The following is a 22,420-nucleotide window of genomic DNA, read 5'->3' as shown; positions in this document are numbered from 1 at the left end:
CTCCAATTTTTTCATTAGTGTCAGAATTTTTTCACGACGACAGTCCGTTTCAGGTGTATTTATCATTCAAAAAATATTTGGATGTGCTGGAACATATCCGCTACAACGACAGACTGGAATATCGCGTCAACTACGCACAATCGGTCATCGAAAGGTTTAAAAAATTCCCCGAGCTTTGTGAAGGTTCGCAGGATTTTTCTTTACTCACCAAACATAAGGATCTTATCAGAATGTTGCTGGCAGACCTCTTCCCTACCGGTCTTACGCACAATGAAATCAAAGCGGCAAGTATTCCCTTTACCGATATTTCGTTTAATTACACAGAGCGGTTCAGGAAAATACTTTCAGATGCAGGGCACAATTTTACTCTTGAATTTCGGGATATGACGCAGGATGAGATGTATGTGCTTTCCTGCTGCATCATCGTTCAGCTGTATTTTAAAAAAGATATCAAATTTATAATCCCTTTTTATTATGACATTCCGGATCAGCACGGAATTATCCGACATTATAAAATTACAGTAAACTCAGATTTCTCAGAGATCATTCCAATAGATCAAAATAACTTTCCCACCGACAGTGAGATCGAAATTCTCCTTGAAAATCTGGATGATGTAAGTCTTTGGAAGAAGCATTTCCCGCCGCAATCGTGGATGCTGAAAGGCTTCAATATTTTTTCTCTCGTAGACTGTACCTCAGAAGTAGCGTTATCAGACCTGAAATCTACAATGATTCAGATTGATCCCGAAAACCCGCTTCCAAACGAAAATTTAAAGGAAATTTTTAAATCTTATTTTGATGTTGCCGAACTCAATTTCGGACTGATGCTCATGGATCATCAACATCAGAAGCTGGAAAAACTTCCCATCTACGAAAACGTTTTCAGCAATTACCTTCTCGATTTCTGGATCAATCTTTACGATGAAAAAATGCAGAAAACGGCATTTCAAAATATTAAATACAATCCAAAACCCATTGTCATTTCCGATGTAGACAATTTTGATGATGAAATTAAAAACACACCCAATTTTTCGGTATTAACCAAAAACAACATCAAAAGTTTTATGGTGATCCCGATTGTTCATGAAGGTGAAGTTTTGGCTTTAATGGAATTCACTTCAGAAATCGCAGGAAGTTTTAACGGACTTAAACTCCGAAAACTGGATTCTTTGAGCGACATTTTGGTATTTTCTCTTAACCGTTTTAAACACGAGCGGGACAATCAGATTGAAGCAATTATCCAACGGGAATACACCACGATTCACAATTCTGTCATCTGGAAATTCAGGAACGAAGCCGAAAAATATTTTAATGCATCACTTCAAAAAAAATTATATACCTTACGTGAAATAAGCTTCAAAAATCTCAGTCCGCTTTTCGGCGTTTCAGACATCCGTTCTTCTTCAGACAAACGTTTTCAACTGATGTTGGAAGACCTAAACGAACAGATAGATTGTCTTCATCAGCTTTTTACTGATCTGAATTTTCCTGAAAGTGAAAAATACCTTCTCGCTCTCGACGTTTTTGAAAACGAACTCAATAATGATTTTAAAGCCGATACAGAACAGAGATTTCAGTATTTTCTCAGAGAAGAAATCCATCCTTTTTTACAGGCACAACTTGAGATAAAATCGCCTGAAAGTATCAAAAATTATTTTTCAAAAGTGTATTCAGTTAACAGTCTATTCTACTCCAACCGTAGGAAACTGGACGAATCGATCACATTAATCAACCGTAAAATCGCTGATATTTTGGATGAAAGTCAGATGGAAGCGCAGGAAATTTATCCGCATTACTTTGAGAGGTTTAAATCTGATGGCGTAGAGCACAACCTGTACATCGGTCAGAATCTTAATCCTTCAATCAGCTATACTCCAAAGCAACTCAATGAATTAAGATACTGGCAACTGAAAACAATCTGTAAAATTGAGCATGAGTTTGAAAATTTCAGTAAACAGCTTCCTGTCTCACTGGAAATTGCTTCCCTGATCTTTGTTTACAATGAAAGAATTGATATCCGTTTCCGAATGGATGAGAAAAGATTCGATGTAGACGGAGCCCACAATTCTTTTTATGAAATCATTAAAAAACGTCTGGAAAAGGCTAAAATTAAAGATTCTACCGAAAGAATCACCTGTCCCGGTAAAATTACCATCGTCTATTTCGGTATGGAAAATCAGAAAGAATATCTTAATTATATTTCCCGACTTCAGAAAACCGGCATCCTGAAAAATGATGTTGAATTATTGCGGGTTGAAGATCTTCAAGGCGCTTCCGGACTTTTGGCAATGCGGGTATCTTTGGCTTAAATTAATCAGAATAACTTTTTTGAAAGTCCTGAAAGGGCAAAATCAGCATTCGAAAAAATCTATTAACCTACAAAGTCATAAAAGCATATGCAAAAGACAGCACAGAAATAATGATTCCCGCCATAAAAATCTGATAGGTAATTGAAAGTAATTTATATTTTCTGTCTAAAACTTTACCTAAAAAATATAAATCTTTCATCATCGAATCATAAATATATTCCCTGTCTTTAATTAAATCCCGCATCGATGTCTGAAAATCATCAAACATCATCTGATGAAAATTTCCAAAAAACAAAAGATTTACCTTTCTGTCAGCAACATCTTGCTTCGTAAAATTGGTTTTTGTGACATTCGGTTTTGTTGAGAGAATTGCGAAAATAATTGTTAAAACACTCGACAGCAAAAGCAAAAATGTAGGAATAATCAAGTGCGTATTTTTCGGCGTATCCAGTTTCGGAACCAAAACAGAAAGACCCACTGAAATAATTATTGCATTTACAGAAAGCAGAATATTTGCCTTGCTGTCGGCAATATCGCTCAGCCTTGTGTGATTATTTAAAGTAACTCTGAAAAGGGTATCAACGCTGCGGTCAGATTTTTCTTCTTTTTTCTCAGGCTTTTCTTTTTTAGGTTTATCTTCTTTTTCCAGCTTTTTTTCTATTTTTCTGACGTTTTTTTGCTTTAAAGGTTCCCAGTTTTCTTTCGCATAATCAGTAAAATACGAATGTTTATTTTTCAGAAAATCCACATTCAGCACATTCCATTCATCGGTTGAAAAACACGGTCCTCCGGTGAGTTCCCATTCTTTTCTGAGCGCTTCCGCAGAATCATTATAAAACGGGCTCGCAAAATGACTGAAATCTGCATCTTTCATAATCATCTCCGCCATGTTTTGCGGCTGATGGTATTTTTCTGTGGAAAGAATCAGCTTTTCCACTTCTTCAATATACTCATCAGAAAAATTATCTTTTCTGAGAAAATCTCTCATTAAAACAGCTCCTCTCGCCTCGTGTCCTTCGGCATTGCAGTCTGTAAATCCCACGTCGTGAAACCACAAAGCAAGTATAATTTTTTCCCTTTCAACTTCAGAAATATGGCTGTGTTTAATGATCTCTTCCGCCTTCTGAACGGCAAAAGAGGTGTGAATAAAATTATGGTAAAAGTAAACCGAAGATAACTTATCTTTGAATAAGCTTTCTACGTGATTTTTAGCCTTATCTAAAATATTCATTGCAGATTTTTCTTAATGTAAATGTATGAATTTATCTTGTATTAAATCCCTTAAAAATAGCCGTTTCATTAATGGCTTTATCATACTTTCTGTGCTCTGTTCCTGCGCAACCTACAAAGTTCAGAAAGGAAAAGAATTGCGGGAAATCCCTGTTTCACAGACCAAAACTGAGAATGATTTTAAACTTTTCCTGATCGGTGATGCCGGAAACGCTAACGAAAAGCAGGCTCAAAACACCTTAAATCTTCTTAAAAACAAACTCGATTCCGCAGATAAAAATTCGATGGTCATCTTTTTGGGAGACAACATCTACCCACTTGGGATGCCGAAAGAAGGCAGCAAAGACTACGATTCTGCTAGGGTAAAAATGGAAAATCAACTGGCTGTTACCAAAAATTTTAAAGGAAAAACACTTGTGATTCCCGGAAATCACGATTGGTACCACGGTCTGCAAGGCTTAAAGGCTCAGGAAGATTTCGTAAAAACCTATCTCAATGATAAAAAATCATTTTTACCAAAAAATTCATGCCCGATTGATGACATTAATTTAACCAAAGACATTAAGCTGATCATCATCGATTCTGAATGGGCACTGATCGACTGGGACAAATATCCCGGCATCAATAAAGGTTGTGATATCAAAACAAAGGAAGATTTTTATACAGAATTTAAAGATCTAATCGTAAAAAATCAGGATAAAAGAATTATCGTTGCAGTGCATCATCCGATCATCAGTTCGGGTGTACATGCCGGATTCAATTCTGCAAAATCGCATCTGTCTTCATTTCAGGGAAAACTTCCGGTTCCGGGCGTTGCCACTTTGATTAATACTTTGCGAAGTTCGTCGGGAGCGAGCATGGAAGACCTCAGCAATAATCATTATGCAGAATTTGCCGGAAGAATTAAAAACATCGTTCAGGACAAAGAAAATGTGATTTTTGTTTCGGGACATGATCACAATCTGCAGTATCATTCAGATAAAAATCTAAGACAGATCATCAGCGGAGCCGGCTCAAAAACTGACCCTGTTACAATTGCTTCAAAATCTGATTTTTCCTTTGGCGGAAGCGGTTTTGCTGTGTTAAATTTAAGAAATGATCAAAGTGCTGATGTAGAATATTTTTCAGCAAAAAATAATGAACTGAAAAGCCTTTCAAATATTCAGGTGAAAGAAACTCCGAAAGAATTTGTCAATAATTATCCTTCAGATTTACCTGCCACTTTCACAAGTACGGTCTACACTGAAAAAATGACGAAACGCGGAAAATTTTACAGCTGGCTTTGGGGAGATCATTACAGAAAATATTACGCAATACCTATCACCAATGAGGTTTCAGACTTATCAACTTTAAACGGAGGCTACACACCTTTCCGTGAAGGTGGTGGAAATCAGTCGAACAGCTTGAGACTGCAATCGAAGGACGGACAGGAATTTGTGATGCGTGGCGTGAAGAAAAATGCCATCCGTTTTTTAAACAATCAGGGTTTTAAGAAAAGTAGTTTTGGTTCTGAACTTTCGAATACTTTTCCTGAAAGATTTTTAATGGATTTCTACACTACAAGTCATCCTTTTACTGCGTTTTCAGTGAATAATCTTGCGGATAAAATCGGTCTTTTTCACAGCAATCCAAAGTTATATTATATTCCGAAACAAAAGCAACTCAGTCAGTTTAACCAAAATTATGGTGACGAAATGTATATGATTGAAGAGCGTTTTTCATCTGATCCCAAAACTTTGGCTTCACTGGAAAATGCTACAGATATTATCTCGACAGCTGATTTAATTAAAAATCTTCAGAAAAACAGCAATCATGCTGTCGATCAGGATTTGTACATCCGTGCGAGACTTTTTGACATGCTCATCGGCGACTGGGACAGACACGAAGACCAATGGAAATGGGCAGAATATAAAAACGGAAAAAATGTTTTTTACAAACCTATTCCGAGAGATCACGATCAGGCGTTCAGCAATTATGATGGTGCTGCTTTTAAAGTGATTATGAATATTCCGATGATCCGTCACATGAAATCTTTTAAAGATGAAATCAAAAATGTGAAGTGGATGAATATGGAACCTTATCCGCTGGATTTAATTATTCTGAAAGCCGCCAGCGAAAAACAGTGGAATGCGCAGGCAGAATTTATTCAGCAAAACATTACAGACAAAGATATTGATGAAGCTTTCAAAAACCTTCCGAAAGAAGTTCAGGATGAAACGATTGCCGATATTCAGAGAAAGCTCAAGGTCAGAAAACAGGATTTGGGAAAATATGCAACAAAATACGCTTCTGTCCTGGAAGAAAAAGTTCCGATCGCAGGTACCATTAACAAAGATAAATTTGTAATTACAAAGGAATCTGATGGTTTGGTTACTGTAAAACAATACGAACTCGACGACAAAAGTCAGAAAGAAAAACTGGTTTTCGAAAAAACCTATAACGATACTTTAACCAAAGAAATCTGGGTTTACGGATTGGAAGACGACGATATTTATGAAGTGAACGGCGAAGGAAAATCTAAAATTAACATCCGCCTGATTGGTGGCTACAACCATGATGTATACAGAGTTTCCAACGGAAGTAAAGTGAAAATTTACGATTTTAAATCGCAGAAAAATACGTATGAAACCAAAGGAGCATCAAAACATTTAACCAACGACTACGAAGCCAATACCTACAACTGGAAACACCCAAAATACAACTTTTTCGCCGGCTATCCGAATGCTGATTTTAATCCTGATGATGGGGTAATTTTGGGATTTGTTGCTAATTATACCGTCAACAATTTCATCCGCGATCCGTTTACACAAAAGCATTCTTTGAGTGCTAATCTGTATACCGCTACCGGAGGATTCAATTTAGGGTATAAAGGTGTTTTCAAAAAGGCAATTTTCGGCTGGGATGCCAATGTTGATGCGTACTACACGACTCCTCATTTTGCAAGAACTTTCTTTGGATTGTCGAATGAGAGTGAGTTTAATAAAGAAATCAGCAGAAATTTTAATAGAGTTAGAATTTCCCAGATCAAAGTTGCTCCTTCCATTTCTAAAACGAGCTGGCTCAATCTGAAGCACCAGTTTCAGTTGAGTTTTGAGCATTCTGAAGTGCAGAGAAACGATGACCGCTTCATCGCAGTTTCTCCGGATGTAAATCCTGAAGTTTTTAACGGACAGCAGTTTGGTGGTGCCAACTATACTTTTAGTTTTAAAAATTCCGACAGCAAAGCCTTCCCTACTTTAGGAATGGAATTGATTCTAAACGCAGGCTGGAAAACAAATTTTGCAAATTTTGACCAGAATTTCGTGGCTTACCAGGGAACTCTGAATCTCTTCAGAAGAATCGATAAAAACGGGAAATTTGTATTTGCCAATTCAGCCAATGCGATGATTATTAACAACAATAATTTTGAATTTTATCAGGCGGCAAGCATCGGCGGAAGAAACGGTCTGCGTGCTTACAGAAATGAAAGATTTTCAGGGAAATCTTATTTCGTCAACAGTGCAGAAGTTCGCTGGGACTTTGGACGTGTGAAAAACAGTATCGTTCCTGCCAATATGGGAATTTTGGTTGGATACGATTTGGGCAGAGTCTGGAATGACCATGAAATTTCAGATACATGGCATCAAGGTGTCGGCGCCGGCTTCTGGCTTGGAATTCTGGATATGATTTCTGCCAGACTGGATTATTTTATCGGATCTGACGGCGGAAGAATTTCCGGTGGTGTGGGAATGAGTTTCTAAAGGCAGTGCCTTTTTTATTTGAAGAGTGAGTAAACCTTCAAGGTTTTTGAAACCTTGAAGGTTTGTTTTTTACATGAACTATTTCAATTCGAATCTATACACATTTCCACCTTCTTTTTTATCCTTTTCATCGGCAATCAGCACAGTTTTATCATCAAGAAAAACTATAGCCTCTTTTTGGGAATTATGGTTTAAAGATAATTTCTGAATTTTAGCTGAATTAAAATTATCATTTGTAAAACCGGAAACTACATGAATATTTTTGTGCGTCAAAAGAACGATTTCATTTTTAGAATTAATAGAAGCTGAAGTAATGGCAGCATCGTTGTAACCTCCCTCCAGTTTCAATTTTCCAATTAATTTCGCTTCAAAATCACCTTCTTTATTTGGAATTTGGAACACAAGAAAACTTCCGTCAAATCCTTTACTTCGGTTTTTTGTGAAGAGATAAAAACTGCCGTCCTTTTCTACGAAAGCTTCGCAATCGTACAGTAAATTTGATTTTTTTGGCGGAAATTCAGTTTGTCCTTCGTAATGAAACTTCGTGGTCTGAACGATTTTCGTAGATTTTTGTGAACTGTTTTTTAAATCAAGTTTAATAATGGAAAGATTCCGTCTTTCGTTTTCATTATTCCCGAAATCTCCGATGTAGATATTTCCTGCGTTGTCTTTTGTAATGTCTTCCCAGTCGTTGTTTTCGGCATTTTCCACCAAAACATCTGTGATAAGATTGCCTTTTAAATCTAGACCGTACACCACATTTTTATTTCCAGCATCTTCAATGGCCCAAATTGTTTTTTGGTCTTGTGAAATTGCCATTCCCGAAACTTCCTTCAGTTTTTTGGGAAGGGAAAATTCAGGTTGTAAATCTTGGGTTGCTGAGTTTTCCGGTGTTTTTGGGTTGCAGTTTAATAGAAGTATAGCGAAAATGTAGGTGAATTTCATGACAGATATTTTATATAGATTTTAGAAATATTTCAAACTTAAATGTACACTTAAGTTACAATTATTTAAGTTATTCTTTCAATTTTCTTTTCGCTTTATCCCAAAGTTCGTCCATTTCCTCCAAATTCATATCAGCTAATTTTAAACCTGCCTCAGCTGCAAGCTCTTCCATTTTCTGAAATCTTGATATGAATTTTAGATTGGTTCTTTCCAAAGCAGAATCGGGATTTAAACCTGAAATTCTGGCATAATTAATTAGGGAGAAAAATACGTCGCCCAGTTCCATTTCTTTCTTACTTAAATCGGTTTCATCATGAAATTCTTTGATTTCCTCATCCACTTTTTTCCACGCATCTTCGGCATCGTGAAATTCAAAACCAATTCCTTTTACTTTATCCTGAATTCGATAAGCTTTTACCATGCTCGGCAAACCTTTGGGAACACCACCCAAAATAGATTTGTTGCCCTCTTTTAATTTTAATTTTTCCCAGTTTTGTTTTACTTCTTCCTCGTCTTTCACTTCGGTATTGCCGTAAATGTGAGGATGACGGAAAATCAGTTTTTCATTTAAAGAATTGATGACATCAGCAATATCGAAACTTTCTTTTTCGGAACCTATTTTGGCATAAAAAACCAAATGTAAAAGCACATCGCCGAGTTCTTTTTTTATTTCCGTTAAATCTTCCTGCAAAAGTGCATCAGAAAGCTCATAAGTTTCTTCCAAAGTCAGATGGCGAAGGGTTTGTAGCGTCTGTTTCTGATCCCACGGACATTTCTCACGAAGATCATCCATAATATCTAAAAGTCTTCCGAAAGCTTCGAGTTTTTCCTGTCTGGTGTTCATTTTTTTAGGTTAAGGTTAAGGTTAAGGTTAGGGTTAAGGCAAATTTAATTATAATAAAAATTCTTTAGTGTCTGTTCAAAATAAAAATCAATTTACTTTCCCGACCCGACAGGGTGTAAGTTGATTTTTATGTACACATCTGGATTAAAAATTTCTTCCTCCCTTTAGGGTTGGGGGAAGAAGAAATTTTACAAAATCATTTATTCAGACAAAAAAACCTCATCATTGCTGACGAGGTTTGTATTAATTCAGATAAATAAATTATCCCATTTTTCTGTGTGTACTCTTGGTAGCTGCTTTCGCTCCGGTGCTCGCCTTTACTTTTGGTGTTGCCGGTTTTTCTGCTTTTGGAGCTTTTTTAGGAGCTTCTTTTTCTACGTTGATTTCCTCTGCCGCTTCTCCTTCTACAGTTTCAGACTCTGCTTTTACAAAACTTTCAGGAGTGATGTAACCTGCCTTGTGAAGCGTGTTGTACCATTGAGCTAGCTTCTTGATATCAGAAACATATACTCTTTCTGTATCGTAGTTTGGAAGCGAAGCACTCATAAATTCCTTCAGTTCTGCTTCTGAAGATTTGTGAGAAATTGTTTCTTTATAGTCATAGTTTTTTGCAATATTTTCAAATACTTCAAACAAAGGCACTTCCTTATCAAAAGTAAACATTGCAATATTGTCTAAAAGACTTACCTGACTTGAATTTCCGATGCTCACTTTCTTTTTGTTTGTAACATCTTCAATGATAAAACCGTTTCTAAGCTGAGAAACCAGTTTGAAAAGTCCCGGTTTTCCGGAAATCGAAATTATTTTTTCTAACTGCATAATCTTGTTTTTGTGGCAATATACAACTGCCTTTTACCTGTTTATTTTCTTTTTTTTTTTTTAATACTAAAATCTACTTTGGAAATCTCATTTTATAGTTGATTCCCACATCGCCCTGAGAAATTTTCACCAGTTTTCCCTTCACCAGTTTTTTCTTCAGTGCACTGAGATGATCTGTGAAAAGAATCCCTTCAATATGATCATATTCATGCTGAATAACGCGGGCTCTAATATCGGAAAAAGTTTCTGTATGTTTAACGAAATTTTCGTCATAATATTCGATCAGAATCGTACTTTTTCTCTTCACATCTTCCCTTACGTCCGGAATCGAAAGACAGCCTTCATTGAATTTCCATTCTTCACCTGATTCGTCAAGAATTTTGGCATTAATAAATACTTTTTTGAAGTCTTTCAGTTCCTCAGCAATGTCTTCATAATCTTCATCCTCTGCCAAAGGCGTTACATCCACCATGAAAAGCCTGATGTCTAAACCAATCTGAGGCGCCGCCAGACCGATACCGTTGGCACTGTACATGGTTTCAAACATATTATCAATCAACTCCTGCAGCCCCGGATAATCTTTATCAATATCCTTTGCCACTTTCCTTAAAACCGGATCCCCGAATGCTCTTATTGGTAAAATCATCTTGTTCTTTGTTCTAAAAAATTCTGCAATATAATCGTTGCACTTACTTTGTCTATAAGACCTTTCTGCTCTCTCTGTTTTTTATTCTTTCCGCTTTGGGAGATAAAAAACGATGCCATTTTTGAAGTAAATCTTTCATCTAAACGATGAACTTCCACCTCAGGAAATTCTGCCCTAAACTTTTCGATAAAAGCTAAAATACTGGTCTCAATTTCAGACATATTGCCTTTCAAATCTGTCGGCAAACCCACTACGATGGCTTCCACCTGATTTTCTGAGAAATACTTTTTTAAAAAATCAGTCAGTGAACCGGTAGGTACCGTATCTAAAGCACTTGCGATAATTTGCATATCGTCGGTAGCTGCGATACCACATCTTGCCTTTCCGTAGTCTATTGCAAGGATTTGTTTCAGTGAAGATTTCATAAGACTGCAAATTTAATAAATTTTAGTGATTTTATTCTAAACACAGTTTTTTTTATGAATTTTGATATTTTCAACAATTTTTTTATAAATTTAATTTTCCAAACCACTCATTATGAAGCAACTCATCTTAGTACGGCACGCAAAAAGCGACTGGCCGGAAGAAACAGAAGACTTTGACAGACCCCTTGCTCACAAAGGTCTGGAAGATGCGATGTTGATGTCAAGATACATGAAAAACAATAATATCGGCATTGATTACCTTCTTTCAAGTCCCGCTGTGAGGGCTTTGAATACCTGCGAAATATTCAACCAAACCTATCAGCTGACAATAGGAACTGATCAGAATCTCTACAATCCCAAAGAAAGAAATTTTGAATCTGCCATCTATACTTTAGATGATTCTCTGAATTCTGTTGCTCTTTTTTCTCACAACAATGGGATTTCCAATTTTGCCAATTCTATTTCCGAGGATATTTATCACTTCCCGACCTGTGGCGTTGCCGGATTTCAGATTGAATGTGATTCTTGGTCGCAGTTTGAAGGAGCCAGAAAAAAACTGCTTTTCTTTTACGAACCGGGAAAAATCAGGATGTAATGTCTGAATTTAAAACAAAAGAGAATACTGAAGTACTGGTTTTTATGGCGAGTATTTTTTGTATGAGTCTGATTTTATTTTTCGTTAACTATTCCAAATGGGACACGCCTGTCAAAATTTTAATTTTTTTCGGAGAGCTCACCATTATTCCAACAATTTTGCTTACTCTTTTTTTATTGGGATTTTCAATTTATAAATTAATCAGACAAAAGACCTTCAATTTCTTTTTGCTGATAAGTTTAGGTTTGAATATGATGACAGCAATTGTAATGTTTGCTGCAAAATGATATTTCCAAAAAAACAGACGAGCTTAAGCCCGTCTGTTTATAAAATTCCCAACTATATTTTTAGAAATTTCTATTTCTTTTTCAAATCCAGATCATCAAAATCAAAACTGAAATCTGTGATGTCTGAAATAGTTTTGATTTTTATAACTTCTTCTTTTCAGATTTCTTAGTAATTTAAGATGACTTAAAAATTAGTACAATCTATAACCCAATTTTAAATTCTCCAATGTTCAATATTCCATATTCAACATCATCTTTTTCTGGAAAAATATATTTTTCACCGCTTGACAAACTTATTAAAAAACAATTATTAAGCTCATTTATTAAGAAACCAATATCGCCAGCACCAGGATCTATTTCCTGATTTAGTTCTGCAACTGTATTCCAGAATATTTCGTAATAGCCTTGTTTCATCAAGTTAGTATCAATGATTCTTAAAATTGTCACAAAATCATCATCATTACTACCAATTTTTTTATAAAAACAGTAACCACATTCAATATCTCCGTTTTCTTCATTTGGTAAAATAAATTCTAACCATTTTTTCAAATATCCTTCCTCACCATTAGATGCCAATTTCTTCATAATGGCTTCTAATACAAAATCATATGTGGACCAGCGAGCTGACCAGTCATTTCCATCGGGTAAAGTAATAAATCCTGAGGCCATATCTTCATTTTAATTAAAAAAAATCTATTATTATGGAAATCAGCAAGAAAAATAAATTCCTCTTACCTCTTAATCATTACTTCATCTTCAAATCCAGATCATCAAAATCAAAACTGAAATCTGTGATATCTGAAATCGCCTTCATTTTTGCAGATTCTGCTTTTCCGTTTTCATCGTAACTGAAAATAATAAATGCGTCCGCATCATAGCTTCTGTCGTCCCACTTGACGATAAAAGTATTGTTGGAATACGGAAGCAACTCGCCCTTCAGTCTTGGTGAATTCTTGCAGTTCAGTCTGTAAGTATTACCTTCTTTAATAATATTGACATCTCCAAACCAGACATCATTGTAAGTTCCTGTGAACTGTTCCGCTTTTGGCTGAAGGTTTTTGTCTTTTTTAAATGCTTCTGATTTTGCAAACGCCTCTTTTTTCTGCTTATCAAAAAACTCTTCCATCTTTTTCATTCTGTCGCCATAAGTTTTCAGCCAGTTTCTGTCGGCAACACCAAGATATGAATCTTTCACAGTATTTGTAACCGTATTGAAAGCCGCTCCTGACTGCTGATTCGTCAACACCACAATTCCCAGTTTCATATCCGGAATTAAAGTGAATTGAGTCACCGTTCCGATCAATCCACCTGTATGCTGTACCTGTTTGTGACCTTTCACATCACTTAAAAACCATCCCAATCCATAGCCGTAGAAACCTGTGTCGTAAGGATTTTTCAAAGCTGCACCACTTGAAATCTGAAGATTCCAAAGCTGCATGATGTTTTTATCTGAAACCAGTTTTTTACCGTCTTTGGTGGTGAAATTATTCATCAGACATTCTGCCCATGTTGTCATGTCTTTGATGTTACTCATAATTCCGCCGGCTGCGTTGGCAGTTTCGTTCCAGTCGTGAGGGACAGCGATTGCCTTCCCGTCAACGGGAGCGTGAGCATCGATTTTATTGGCAACGGCTTTTGCTCTGTTGTAGCTTCCGAAACTTGAAGTCATGCCGACAGGTTTAAGGATTTTCTGCTCGATAAATTCTGCCCAGCTCAGTCCTGAAATTCTTGTAATTACTTCTCCGGCAACAATGAACATCACATTGTTATAATCTAAAGTCGTTCTGAAAGGATTTTCAGGTTTTAAATATCTTACGTTGTGTACAATATCTTTCACACTTAGGTTTCCGCCTTCGGGAAAGAACATCAAATCTCCCTGTCCGAGACCCAAACCGGCTCTGTGAGTGACCAGATCTTTGATGGTTACATTTTGAGAAACATAAGGATCATACATCTGAAATTCAGGAATATATTTTGAAACTTTATCGTCCCAATCCAATTTTCCTTCATCTGCCAAAATTGCGAGTGCCGTACAGGTAAAACCTTTTGAGTTGGAAGCAATTCCCACCAAAGTATTGTCATCCATCGGCTGTTTTGAGGTCAGCGAACGGACACCAAAGCCTTTGGAGTAAATTATTTTTCCATCTTTGATCACTCCGACAGACATTCCCGGAACGTCGAATGTTTTTAAAGTATTCTGAATCAGCTCATCGAGTTTTTTTTCTTCAACCTGTGCATTGGCAATGCCTACCGTCAAAAGAAAAAGGAAAAAAGAAAGTTTCTTTTTCATATGTAAATATTTATTTTTTTTAAGGTCATATGGAATCGCCACAATCTAATTTTTGCTTATCACAGAAATAATCAAATATGCCGAATTCATAAATTTTAAATTTCACCAAATTTAAACATTTCGGGATTATTGAGTAAATTTGTGGCTGATTTAATATCTGCAAAAATCCAGACCGATTATTGAACAGTATTTTTGAAGCTTTGCTTAATATAATTTTATCTAAAAAATAAAACTCAGGCTTTTTTGAACTTTAAAATGCTTTCGCAAAATAAAATCTTCTGTGACTTTTGTGGTAAATGAAAACTCAATGACCAAAATCCTTCTCCTCTCCGATTCTCATTCCTACATTGATGACAGAATTCTAGAATATGCATCGCAGGCTGATGAAATCTGGCATTGCGGAGATTTCGGGAGTTTTGAAATCATTGAAAAGCTTGAAAAAATAAAACCACTGAAAGGCGTTTGGGGAAATATTGACGGAGCGAAAATCCGTTCGGAATTCCCTGAAGTGAATCGGTTTTTTTGTGAGAATGTAGAAGTTTTAATGATTCATATTGGCGGTCTTCCTGGAAAATACACGCCATTGGCGAATAAAGAAATTTCTGAAAAAGCTCCGAAACTATTTATTTCAGGGCATTCTCATATTCTGAAAGCAATGTTTGATCAAAAAAACAATCTTCTGCATCTGAATCCCGGAGCATGCGGAAAACAGGGTTGGCATAAAATGAGAACGATGATGCGGTTTGTAATTGACGGCGAAGAAATAAAGGATTTGGAAGTGATAGAATTGGGAGCGAAGGTTTGAGATTTGATGTTTGAGATTTGAGATTCGGGGTTCGGGGTTCGAGTTTTCGGATTCGAGGTTCGGGGAGTAAACCTAACGGGTTTTAGAAACCCATTAGGTTTTGGGGAAATTGTCGTAACTAGCCCTGATTGCAGCGGTTACCCCGCAACCGGCGATGGCAAAAGCGGTGGCGTGAGGAGTATGAGCGGAAAGCAGGTTCCTGGCTCCTGAAAAAAATTAAAAAATAAAGAAACGGATGGCTTCGTTTCACTCGCAATAAAATGAAAATAGGAGAAAAAGTTTCAGTTTTGGATGAAGATTTGGGCGGAGTTGTCACTTCGGTCAATGGAAATACGGTGGTTTTTAAGGATGAATATGGTTTTACTTACCAATATCCAAAGGAAAAACTGGTTCCGAAAAATGCTGAAATCTATGAAAATATTAAAATCGTAAAGAAGGCTGAACCGAAAAAAACAGTTTCCAAAAAACACGATAAAAATCCGATGATTCTGGATCTTCATTTTGAAAATTTAGTTAAAAATCCTAGCGATTACGACAGTTTTGAGCGGTTGTTTCTTCAAAAAGAAAAGCTGATTCAGACAATCAATTTCTGCCGGAAAAACCATTTGAAAAGACTTGAAATCGTACACGGAATCGGTGACGGAACTTTGCAGAGAATGGTTTTGGATGTGCTTGAAAGCCAAACCCATCTTGATTTTTACAACAAAGAGATACTTCATCATCAATCGGGTGCGGTAATGGTAGATTTTCACTAAATTTGCAGCAATTGACTTATGAACGTACTACATTTACTTTTCACAAAAGATGGACTGATCTACCAGATTGCTAAAAATAAAAGCATTGTGGAAGAAAAATCTTATTTCTCTGACGAAGAATCGCCGGAAAACTTTATTCTGAATACCCTTGACGAGGTTTTGCTCAAACAGAGATTTGAAGAAGTGCATATTGTTTCGGCTCTCAACAGTTTTACGCTGATGCCGGAAGGATTTTCGGACCACGAATCCGGTTTTGATCTGATTGCCTTCAATACCCCTGTGGACAAGGATAGTGAAGAATTGATGCTTTCGGTAAACCGCAAGTTTAAGGTTCAGTTTTACTACACTTTTCCTAAAGCATATTATCAGAAAATCAAGGCGCTGTCGGTTCCTGTTTTCTTTAATTTTTCGGGAGAAAAGTTTTTAAATGCGATCAGTTTTAAAAATAATAAAGAGATTCACATCAATTTATACCATAATCAGTGCGAGTTTTTTGCGATTGATGATAAAAAAGTGATTCTTTACAACAATCTGGATGTGAATTCTGAAGTTGATTTCCTTTATTTTGTGATGTTTACTTTAAGCAAAATTGGTTTTGGAATTAATGAAACCAAATTTTTCGCTTACGGAGAAACGACGGAAAATGAAACTTTTATTTCGGAACTTCAGAAGTTTGTGAAGAATCTGAAGATTGTTTTTGATAATCTTCCGAGTAAGAATTTCATATTAAATTAGGCTGGATGTTGGATGATGGGTGATGGATGTTTACATGTTTGCGTATATTTTTTTGATGAGTTTTAAATTTGAAAAATTAATTATCTGGCAGGATGCAATGACATTTGGAGAATCTATTTTTCAAATGTCGTTATCGTTTCCGAAAGATGAAATATACAATTTAACATCTCAAATCCGAAGAGCATCCGATTCTGTAGCACTAAATATTTCTGAAGGCAGTATTTTACAAAGCACTCTGGAATTCAGGAGATTTTTAGGCTTTTCAATTCGTTCTGTGGCTGAAGTTGTAACCTGTCTTTACAAAGCTAAAAACAGAAATTACATCAATGAAAATCAGTTTAGTGAAATGTATAATTTCTCTTACAAACTAATTAATCACATCATCGCTTTCAGAAATAAACTTACATAAAACCACCATCGAACACCCAGCATCCAGCACCCAACACCCAACATTAAAACACCCCAACAAAAATGTACAGAATAATTTCCGGTAAATGGAAAGCAAAAAAAATAGCCGCTCCCAGACATTTTGATGTAAGACCTACAACAGATTTTGCCAAGGAGGCACTCTTCAGTATTTTGGAAAATACTTACGACATGCAGTCGATTTCCGTTCTTGATCTTTTTGCAGGCATAGGTTCCATCAGTCTTGAATTTGCGTCGAGAGGCTGTCAGGATGTAACTTCCGTGGAAATGAATCCAAAGCACACGTCGTTCATCAACTCAACTGCTGCGGAACTGGATATGAGTCTTCAAATCAGCACACAGCGAGGCGATGTCTACGACTGGCTGAAGAAATTCAGAAACAACAAATCTTATGAAATTGTTTTTGCCGACGCACCTTTTGAAACTGAAGAAAAAAAGTATCATGAACTGCTATCTTTAGTTTTAAAAAATAAATATCTGAAACCTAACGGCGTTTTGATTGTAGAACATCAAAGCCGATTAAAGCTTGATCATCCGAATTTTAAATTTACAAGAAAATACGGAAATGTAAGCTTCAGTTTTTATGAGCCTACTCCGGAAGTTGATGAAGAAATAAGCAATCAGGAAAATTAATTCCTGATTTTTTTTGGTCGATTTTCTAAAGTCAGACTTAAAATGTAAATTTATATTGATCAAAATTTTAAAACCAATTCAAAAATGAGTTTTCTGCAAAAAATGAAAGACCGGTACACGGTGAAAAAATACAATGCTGAAGGAGAAATCAGTGCTGAGCAAATTGAGGAATTGAAAGAAATCCTGACACTCAGTCCGTCCTCCATCAACAGTCAGCCATGGAATTTTGTTTTTGTGACGAGTAAGGAAGTTAAAGAACAGCTGTCGGAAGTTTCTTTTCACAATACCGCTAAGGTAATTGAAAGCAAATTGGTTATTGTTTTTCAGGTTTTAAAATCTGTTGAAGATTTTGAGACTCAAATCAATGAAAACCTTCCGGAAATGGCTGTTAATTATTATAAAAATATGGTTGAGCCCAATGGTGAGGATTATATCAAAAACTGGATGGCAAAGCAGGTTTACATTTCATTGGGAATTCTTCTTTCAGCCTGCGCAGAAATGGGAATCGACTGCACGCCGATGGAAGGCATTAAATCTGTTGAATATGATGAAATTCTGCAAAATGAAAAATACCAAAGTCTTTTTGCTGTAGCTATTGGCGAAAAATCTGAAGCAGATACCAACCAACCGATTCACACACCAAAACGCAGACTCGAAAGCCACAAAGTCATTGTAGAAAGATAAAAATAAAGCTGTTTCAGAATTTGAAACAGCTTTTAGTTTTATAGAACCTTTAGCTCAAGATCGATGGTTTTACCAAAGAATTTTTTAGATATTTTCTCGAAATTTTTGGTGAGATCAGAAAGGTAAAAGTGATAATTAGGTCTTGAATTGTTGTTGTTCAGCAAATGATATTTGTCTAAAATAATCTTCAGATGACTTGCTACAATATTTGGGGAATCTATTACTCTGACGCGGTTTCCATAATATTGTTTGATCTCGTCAATCAAAAGCGGATAATGTGTACAGCCTAAAATCAGTGTCTCGATATTTTTCAGCTTCGCATTACTGAGATAATTGTAAATGATAGAATGCGTAATTGGATGGTTTTTGAAACCCTCTTCAATCGCCGGAACCAAAAGCGGTGTCGCCAACTCATCAACCTTGATCCATTTGTTGTGTTTTCTGATGCTTTTTCTGTACAGTCCTGAATTTACGGTTGCTTTGGTAGCAATCACTCCAACGTTGTTGTGAATTTCATAAGAAACCTTTTCTGCCACGGGATTAATCACATCAATTACAGGCACATGGTCTGCAACCAGCTCAAGAACTTCTTTCAGCGCATTTGCCGTTGCCGAATTGCAGGCAATGACGATAGCTTTACAGTTTTTTTCAAGCAGAAAATTTGTGATTTTTTCGCAGTAGCCTACAATGGCTTCCTTTGATTTTTCCCCGTACGGAAGGTGTTTTGTATCGCCGTAATAAATGAGATCTTCGTTAGGAAGAAGTCTTTTTATTTCTTTGGCAACCGTCAGTCCGCCAACACCACTGTCAAAAATACCGATGGGCTGCTTTGCGGAAAGATGAGAATAATCGTGTTTTTTAGTTTTCAAAACTGATTAAATTTAGTGCAAAAATAAGGAAATTGTTGGATGATGGAAGCTGGATGCTTGAAGTTTTTCACAAACACAATCTTCCATCATCTGACAGCCGACATCCGACCTAAATGATAAACAAATCTGACGCAATTCCATCTGCCATAAACCAATGCTTTTCAGGAATTTTGAGATGATTGTTTTCAATAAGTAAAATTCCTTCTTCTAATTTTAATTTAGATTCATTTTGAAAATGTTCCAGAATTTCATCATTGAATTTTTCATTTAAAACGGATAGGTCTACTCCCCAAGTCGTTCTTAAACCAATCATAATCATTTCATTAAACTGATCTTTTTGAGAAAGAATTTCAGTTTCTTTAGGCAAAATTCCTGAGTTTATTTCGTCTGTATATTTTTTATTGTTGGCGACATTCCAGCTTCTAACCTCATTTCCGTTGTATGAATGTGCTGAAGGGCCGATGCCAAGATATTCACAGGATTTCCAGTAGGCAGAATTGTGTTTTGAATGAAAATCGGGTTTACCGAAGTTTGAAATTTCATAATGATCAAAACCATGATCTTTCAGAAAATCTTTCATGTAGAAAAACTCGCGGTTTTGCTCGGCTTCTTTTGGTGATTTTACTTTTCCATTGGCAATCCAGTTTTCCAAAGCTGTTTTGGGCTCAACTGTTAAAGCGTAAGAAGAGATATGCAGAACTTCAAGAGCTATAGTTTTGTTTAAATTTTCCTTCCAGATCTCCATATTTGAAGTGGGAGAACCGTAAATTAAATCTATACTGATGTTTTCCAAACCAAAATCCTGAGCTCTTTTGATTGAACTTTCAGCTTCTGAAGCAGAATGTGCACGGTTCATCAGTTTTAAATCTTCCTCAAAAAAACTTTGTGTACCGATAGACAGTCGGTTTATCGGCGAATCTGAAATTCCTTTCAAAAAATTTTTATCTAAATCATCCGGATTGGCTTCCAAAGTAATTTCAATATCAGAATTAAAACTATAATATTTCAAAACCTCATCAATCAAAGCCTTGATTTCATCTGACGAAAGTATTGAAGGTGTGCCGCCACCGAAGTAAAGTGAGTTTAGATTTTTATTCTGAAGTTCATCTTTGCGGAGAAAAATTTCCTTTTTCATCGCAGAAAGCATATCATCTTTAAAATTTAATGAAGTTGAAAAATGAAAATTGCAGTAACTGCACTTCTGTTTGCAAAAAGGAATGTGAATGTAGATCATAAAAAAAGCTCTGAAAAATTTCAGAGCTCAAATTTATTTAAATTAAATCATATTAGTATCTAAATCCTCTATGATTAATAAAGTTATCAAAGTTATAACCAAGACCGATCATAAAACTGTTTCCACCGTATTCCTGAATATCAGAAAGTCCAAGGTTGTAAGTAGCTCCGATCATCAGTTTGTTTAATCTTACTTTTACTACCGGTGCGATCTGAAGCGTCTGGTTGTCAAATCTGTTCTGTACAGTTCTGTAGCTGGCTCCTACTGAGAATGCATTTACTTCGTTTGAGAATGTTGCCATTAGGTTCAAATCCATCATTCTTGTAGAGTTGGTATTTAAATTTACCAATACTGACGGCGTTAAAGCGATGTTATCTGCAAGATTCCAGTCGTATCCTAAGTTTAAGAAGAATTTGATTGGAGAAGGCTCGTAGTTGTTTACGATAGATTCGTCATTACTCAAAGCGATATCGTTTACGGAAACACCCCCGAATAAACCTCTGTATGTTGCAGCCATACCGAAGTTGGCATAAACCATAAAGATATTGCTCTCGTTACCTTGTAGCAAAGGGTCAAATCCGTCTTCAGTATTAATTTTGGTATAATCAAAATTCATGTTATAAAAATTAACACTTGTACCGAATGAAAACTGATCTTTTCTCTCTCCTTCACTGCTTAAAGGGATAAAATAAGACGCACCGGCCGTGATACCACCTGCTGAGATAGGTCCGTTGCTGTCTCTGAATACAGAGATACCGGCTCCTACTCTATCAAAGATATTCGCGTTGATCCCTACTGACTGAACATTTGGGGATTCGCTGAACTTTGAAAATTGTTGCTGATAGTTAAGGTTAAGCTGTACATAGTCCGTTTTACCGTATTGAGCAGGGTTGAACAGGAACTCACCATCCAAAAGATATTGTTGATAGTATGGTAGTGATTCTTGTGCTTTGTATGCATTCGACAAAAGAGCTAAACATACGATAGCATATAGTTTTCTCATAACAAATCTTGATTTCAATTCAACAAATATAAAAAAATTCTCAATATATTTTTAGTTTTCTAAATAATTTCTCCATTTTTTTACAGCATCCGCCATATCTGATGGCATTGGGCTCTCAAAATACAATTCCTTTTTAGTAGTGGGATGTATAAACCCGAGGGTGTGGGCATGGAGTGCATGTCTGGGTAAAATTTCGAAGACATTTTTTATAAACTGCTTATACTTAGGAAGATTCACTCCACGGAGAGGCGTATGACCTTCATATCTTTCGTCATTAAAGAGTGTATGACCCAAATGTTTGAAGTGAGCTCTGATCTGATGCGTTCTTCCGGTTTCCAGTTTACATTCCACCCACGTCATGTATTTAAATCTTTCCAAAACTTTGTAATGCGTAATCGCATGCTTCCCTTGACTTCCGTCTACATAAGTGTGCATCTGCATTCTGTTCTTCGGATGCCTTCCTATATGACCGCTAATGGTGCCTTCATCGTCTTTTACATTTCCCCATACAAAAGCCCAGTACAGTCTTTTGGTTTTTCTGTCGAAAAACTGCTTGGCAAGAAAACTGAGGGCATATTCATTTTTAGCAATCACCAGAAGTCCTGAAGTATCTTTATCAATACGGTGAACCAGACCTACCCTGTCGAGGTCAGATTTAGCTCCGTTTTTTTCAAAATGGAAAGCGAGGGCATTGATCAGGGTTTTATCCCAGTTTCCATGACCCGGATGCACGACCATTCCCGGATCTTTATCCACAACAATCACATCCTCATCTTCATAAACAATATTGATTGGAATATCCTGAGGAATAATTATATTTTGCCTTGGAGGATGAGCCAAAAGCACCGAGATCTGATCTCCGGGCTTTACACGGTAATTTTGTTTTACGGGAACACCGTTCACCACAACATTTCCTGCACGGCAGGTCTGTGAAATTTTATTTCTTGAAGAATTCTGACGATAGTTTAAAAGAAATTTATCAATTCGTAAAGGTTCCTGCTTCGGATCAGCGGTTATATTAACGTGCTCATAAAGCCCTTTATTTTCGTCGTCAAGTTCAGGATTTTGCTCATCGGAACTTTCCAGTTCGTCATCCAAAAAATCTTCGTTGTCTTCTGTCATTTCTTTAAATATATAAAAGGCTCC

Annotated in this window: 21 protein-coding genes; 9 read left to right on the top strand and 12 right to left on the bottom strand. The window is 36.3% G+C overall.

The window, feature by feature from the left end; all coding sequences use genetic code 11:
- Positions 1-17 precede the first annotated feature (17 nt).
- Entirely contained in the window at positions 18-2,309 is a 2,292-nt protein-coding gene (locus tag NG809_RS12825; RefSeq protein ID WP_262151227.1) for a GAF domain-containing protein, read from the top strand.
- A 67-nt stretch (positions 2,310-2,376) separates the two neighbouring features.
- Here the strand turns inward: NG809_RS12825 and NG809_RS12820 are convergent, their stop codons facing one another.
- The gene (locus NG809_RS12820; RefSeq protein WP_262151226.1) at positions 2,377-3,540 is read right to left on the bottom strand and encodes a Pycsar system effector family protein; all 1,164 of its coding nucleotides are present in this window, start codon (positions 3,538-3,540) and stop codon (positions 2,377-2,379) included.
- 25 nt (positions 3,541-3,565) lie between these two features.
- Between NG809_RS12820 and NG809_RS12815 the strand changes: the two genes are divergently transcribed.
- Positions 3,566-7,279: a metallophosphoesterase gene (locus NG809_RS12815; protein ID WP_262151224.1), complete on the top strand. Its 3,714-nt coding sequence runs from the start codon at positions 3,566-3,568 to the stop codon at positions 7,277-7,279.
- A 78-nt stretch (positions 7,280-7,357) separates the two neighbouring features.
- Here the strand turns inward: NG809_RS12815 and NG809_RS12810 are convergent, their stop codons facing one another.
- From NG809_RS12810 to ruvX, 5 genes are all read right to left on the bottom strand, one after another.
- On the bottom strand, positions 7,358-8,224 hold the full coding sequence (locus NG809_RS12810) for a hypothetical protein (RefSeq protein WP_262151222.1): 867 nt from the start codon (positions 8,222-8,224) through the stop codon (positions 7,358-7,360).
- Positions 8,225-8,294: 70 nt separating this feature from the next.
- Positions 8,295-9,068 carry a nucleoside triphosphate pyrophosphohydrolase gene (mazG, locus tag NG809_RS12805; RefSeq protein WP_262151220.1) on the bottom strand — a complete coding sequence of 258 codons (774 nt, stop codon included), beginning with the start codon at positions 9,066-9,068 and terminating at the stop codon, positions 8,295-8,297.
- Between the two features lie 261 nt (positions 9,069-9,329).
- Complete coding sequence (locus NG809_RS12800; protein ID WP_262151219.1) at positions 9,330-9,887, bottom strand: DUF5606 family protein; 558 nt, start codon at positions 9,885-9,887, stop codon at positions 9,330-9,332.
- Positions 9,888-9,960: 73 nt separating this feature from the next.
- A complete protein-coding gene (def, locus tag NG809_RS12795; RefSeq protein ID WP_262151217.1) occupies positions 9,961-10,533 on the bottom strand; it encodes a peptide deformylase in 573 nt (190 codons plus the stop codon).
- Positions 10,530-10,946 carry a Holliday junction resolvase RuvX gene (gene ruvX / locus NG809_RS12790; protein WP_262152576.1) on the bottom strand — a complete coding sequence of 139 codons (417 nt, stop codon included), beginning with the start codon at positions 10,944-10,946 and terminating at the stop codon, positions 10,530-10,532. Before ruvX ends, def begins: the two co-directional genes overlap by 4 nt.
- Before the next feature lie 124 nt (positions 10,947-11,070).
- Between ruvX and NG809_RS12785 the strand changes: the two genes are divergently transcribed.
- On the top strand, positions 11,071-11,553 hold the full coding sequence (locus NG809_RS12785; protein WP_262151215.1) for a SixA phosphatase family protein: 483 nt from the start codon (positions 11,071-11,073) through the stop codon (positions 11,551-11,553).
- A 488-nt stretch (positions 11,554-12,041) separates the two neighbouring features.
- On the opposite strand, the gene NG809_RS12780 is transcribed toward NG809_RS12785, so the two are convergent.
- Entirely contained in the window at positions 12,042-12,509 is a 468-nt protein-coding gene (locus NG809_RS12780; protein ID WP_262151213.1) for a hypothetical protein, read from the bottom strand.
- 76 nt (positions 12,510-12,585) lie between these two features.
- A complete protein-coding gene (locus NG809_RS12775) occupies positions 12,586-14,130 on the bottom strand; it encodes a serine hydrolase (RefSeq protein WP_262151211.1) in 1,545 nt (514 codons plus the stop codon).
- A gap of 307 nt (positions 14,131-14,437) precedes the next feature.
- Between NG809_RS12775 and NG809_RS12770 the strand changes: the two genes are divergently transcribed.
- The 6 genes from NG809_RS12770 (at position 14,438) to NG809_RS12745 (ending at position 18,168) form a co-directional block, all read left to right on the top strand.
- Entirely contained in the window at positions 14,438-14,935 is a 498-nt protein-coding gene (locus tag NG809_RS12770) for a metallophosphoesterase family protein (RefSeq protein WP_262151209.1), read from the top strand.
- Positions 14,936-15,195: 260 nt separating this feature from the next.
- The gene (locus NG809_RS12765) at positions 15,196-15,690 is read left to right on the top strand and encodes a Smr/MutS family protein (protein WP_262151207.1); all 495 of its coding nucleotides are present in this window, start codon (positions 15,196-15,198) and stop codon (positions 15,688-15,690) included.
- Positions 15,691-15,708: 18 nt separating this feature from the next.
- A complete protein-coding gene (locus NG809_RS12760) occupies positions 15,709-16,425 on the top strand; it encodes a DUF3822 family protein (protein WP_262151205.1) in 717 nt (238 codons plus the stop codon).
- 55 nt (positions 16,426-16,480) lie between these two features.
- On the top strand, positions 16,481-16,834 hold the full coding sequence (locus NG809_RS12755) for a four helix bundle protein (RefSeq protein WP_262151204.1): 354 nt from the start codon (positions 16,481-16,483) through the stop codon (positions 16,832-16,834).
- A gap of 62 nt (positions 16,835-16,896) precedes the next feature.
- Positions 16,897-17,484 (top strand): 16S rRNA (guanine(966)-N(2))-methyltransferase RsmD, encoded by a 588-nt coding sequence (gene rsmD / locus NG809_RS12750; RefSeq protein ID WP_262151202.1) that lies wholly within the window; start codon positions 16,897-16,899, stop codon positions 17,482-17,484.
- Positions 17,485-17,568: 84 nt separating this feature from the next.
- On the top strand, positions 17,569-18,168 hold the full coding sequence (locus tag NG809_RS12745) for a nitroreductase family protein (RefSeq protein WP_262151200.1): 600 nt from the start codon (positions 17,569-17,571) through the stop codon (positions 18,166-18,168).
- Between the two features lie 38 nt (positions 18,169-18,206).
- Here the strand turns inward: NG809_RS12745 and murI are convergent, their stop codons facing one another.
- The 4 genes from murI to NG809_RS12725 form a co-directional block, all read right to left on the bottom strand.
- Positions 18,207-19,037, bottom strand: a complete 831-nt coding sequence (murI, locus tag NG809_RS12740; protein ID WP_262151197.1) for a glutamate racemase — start codon at positions 19,035-19,037, stop codon at positions 18,207-18,209.
- Positions 19,038-19,146: 109 nt separating this feature from the next.
- Entirely contained in the window at positions 19,147-20,271 is a 1,125-nt protein-coding gene (gene hemW, locus NG809_RS12735; protein WP_262151195.1) for a radical SAM family heme chaperone HemW, read from the bottom strand.
- A 52-nt stretch (positions 20,272-20,323) separates the two neighbouring features.
- A complete protein-coding gene (locus NG809_RS12730; protein WP_262151194.1) occupies positions 20,324-21,274 on the bottom strand; it encodes a PorP/SprF family type IX secretion system membrane protein in 951 nt (316 codons plus the stop codon).
- Positions 21,275-21,325: 51 nt separating this feature from the next.
- Entirely contained in the window at positions 21,326-22,396 is a 1,071-nt protein-coding gene (locus NG809_RS12725; RefSeq protein WP_262151192.1) for an RluA family pseudouridine synthase, read from the bottom strand.
- Between the last annotated feature and the right edge of the window lie 24 nt (positions 22,397-22,420).

The sequence above is a fragment of the Chryseobacterium foetidum genome (assembly GCF_025457425.1).
Classification (GTDB): Bacteria; Bacteroidota; Bacteroidia; order Flavobacteriales; family Weeksellaceae; genus Chryseobacterium; species Chryseobacterium foetidum.
Note: the sequence above shows the minus strand (reverse complement) of the source record. Positions and strands in the feature narration are given on the sequence as shown.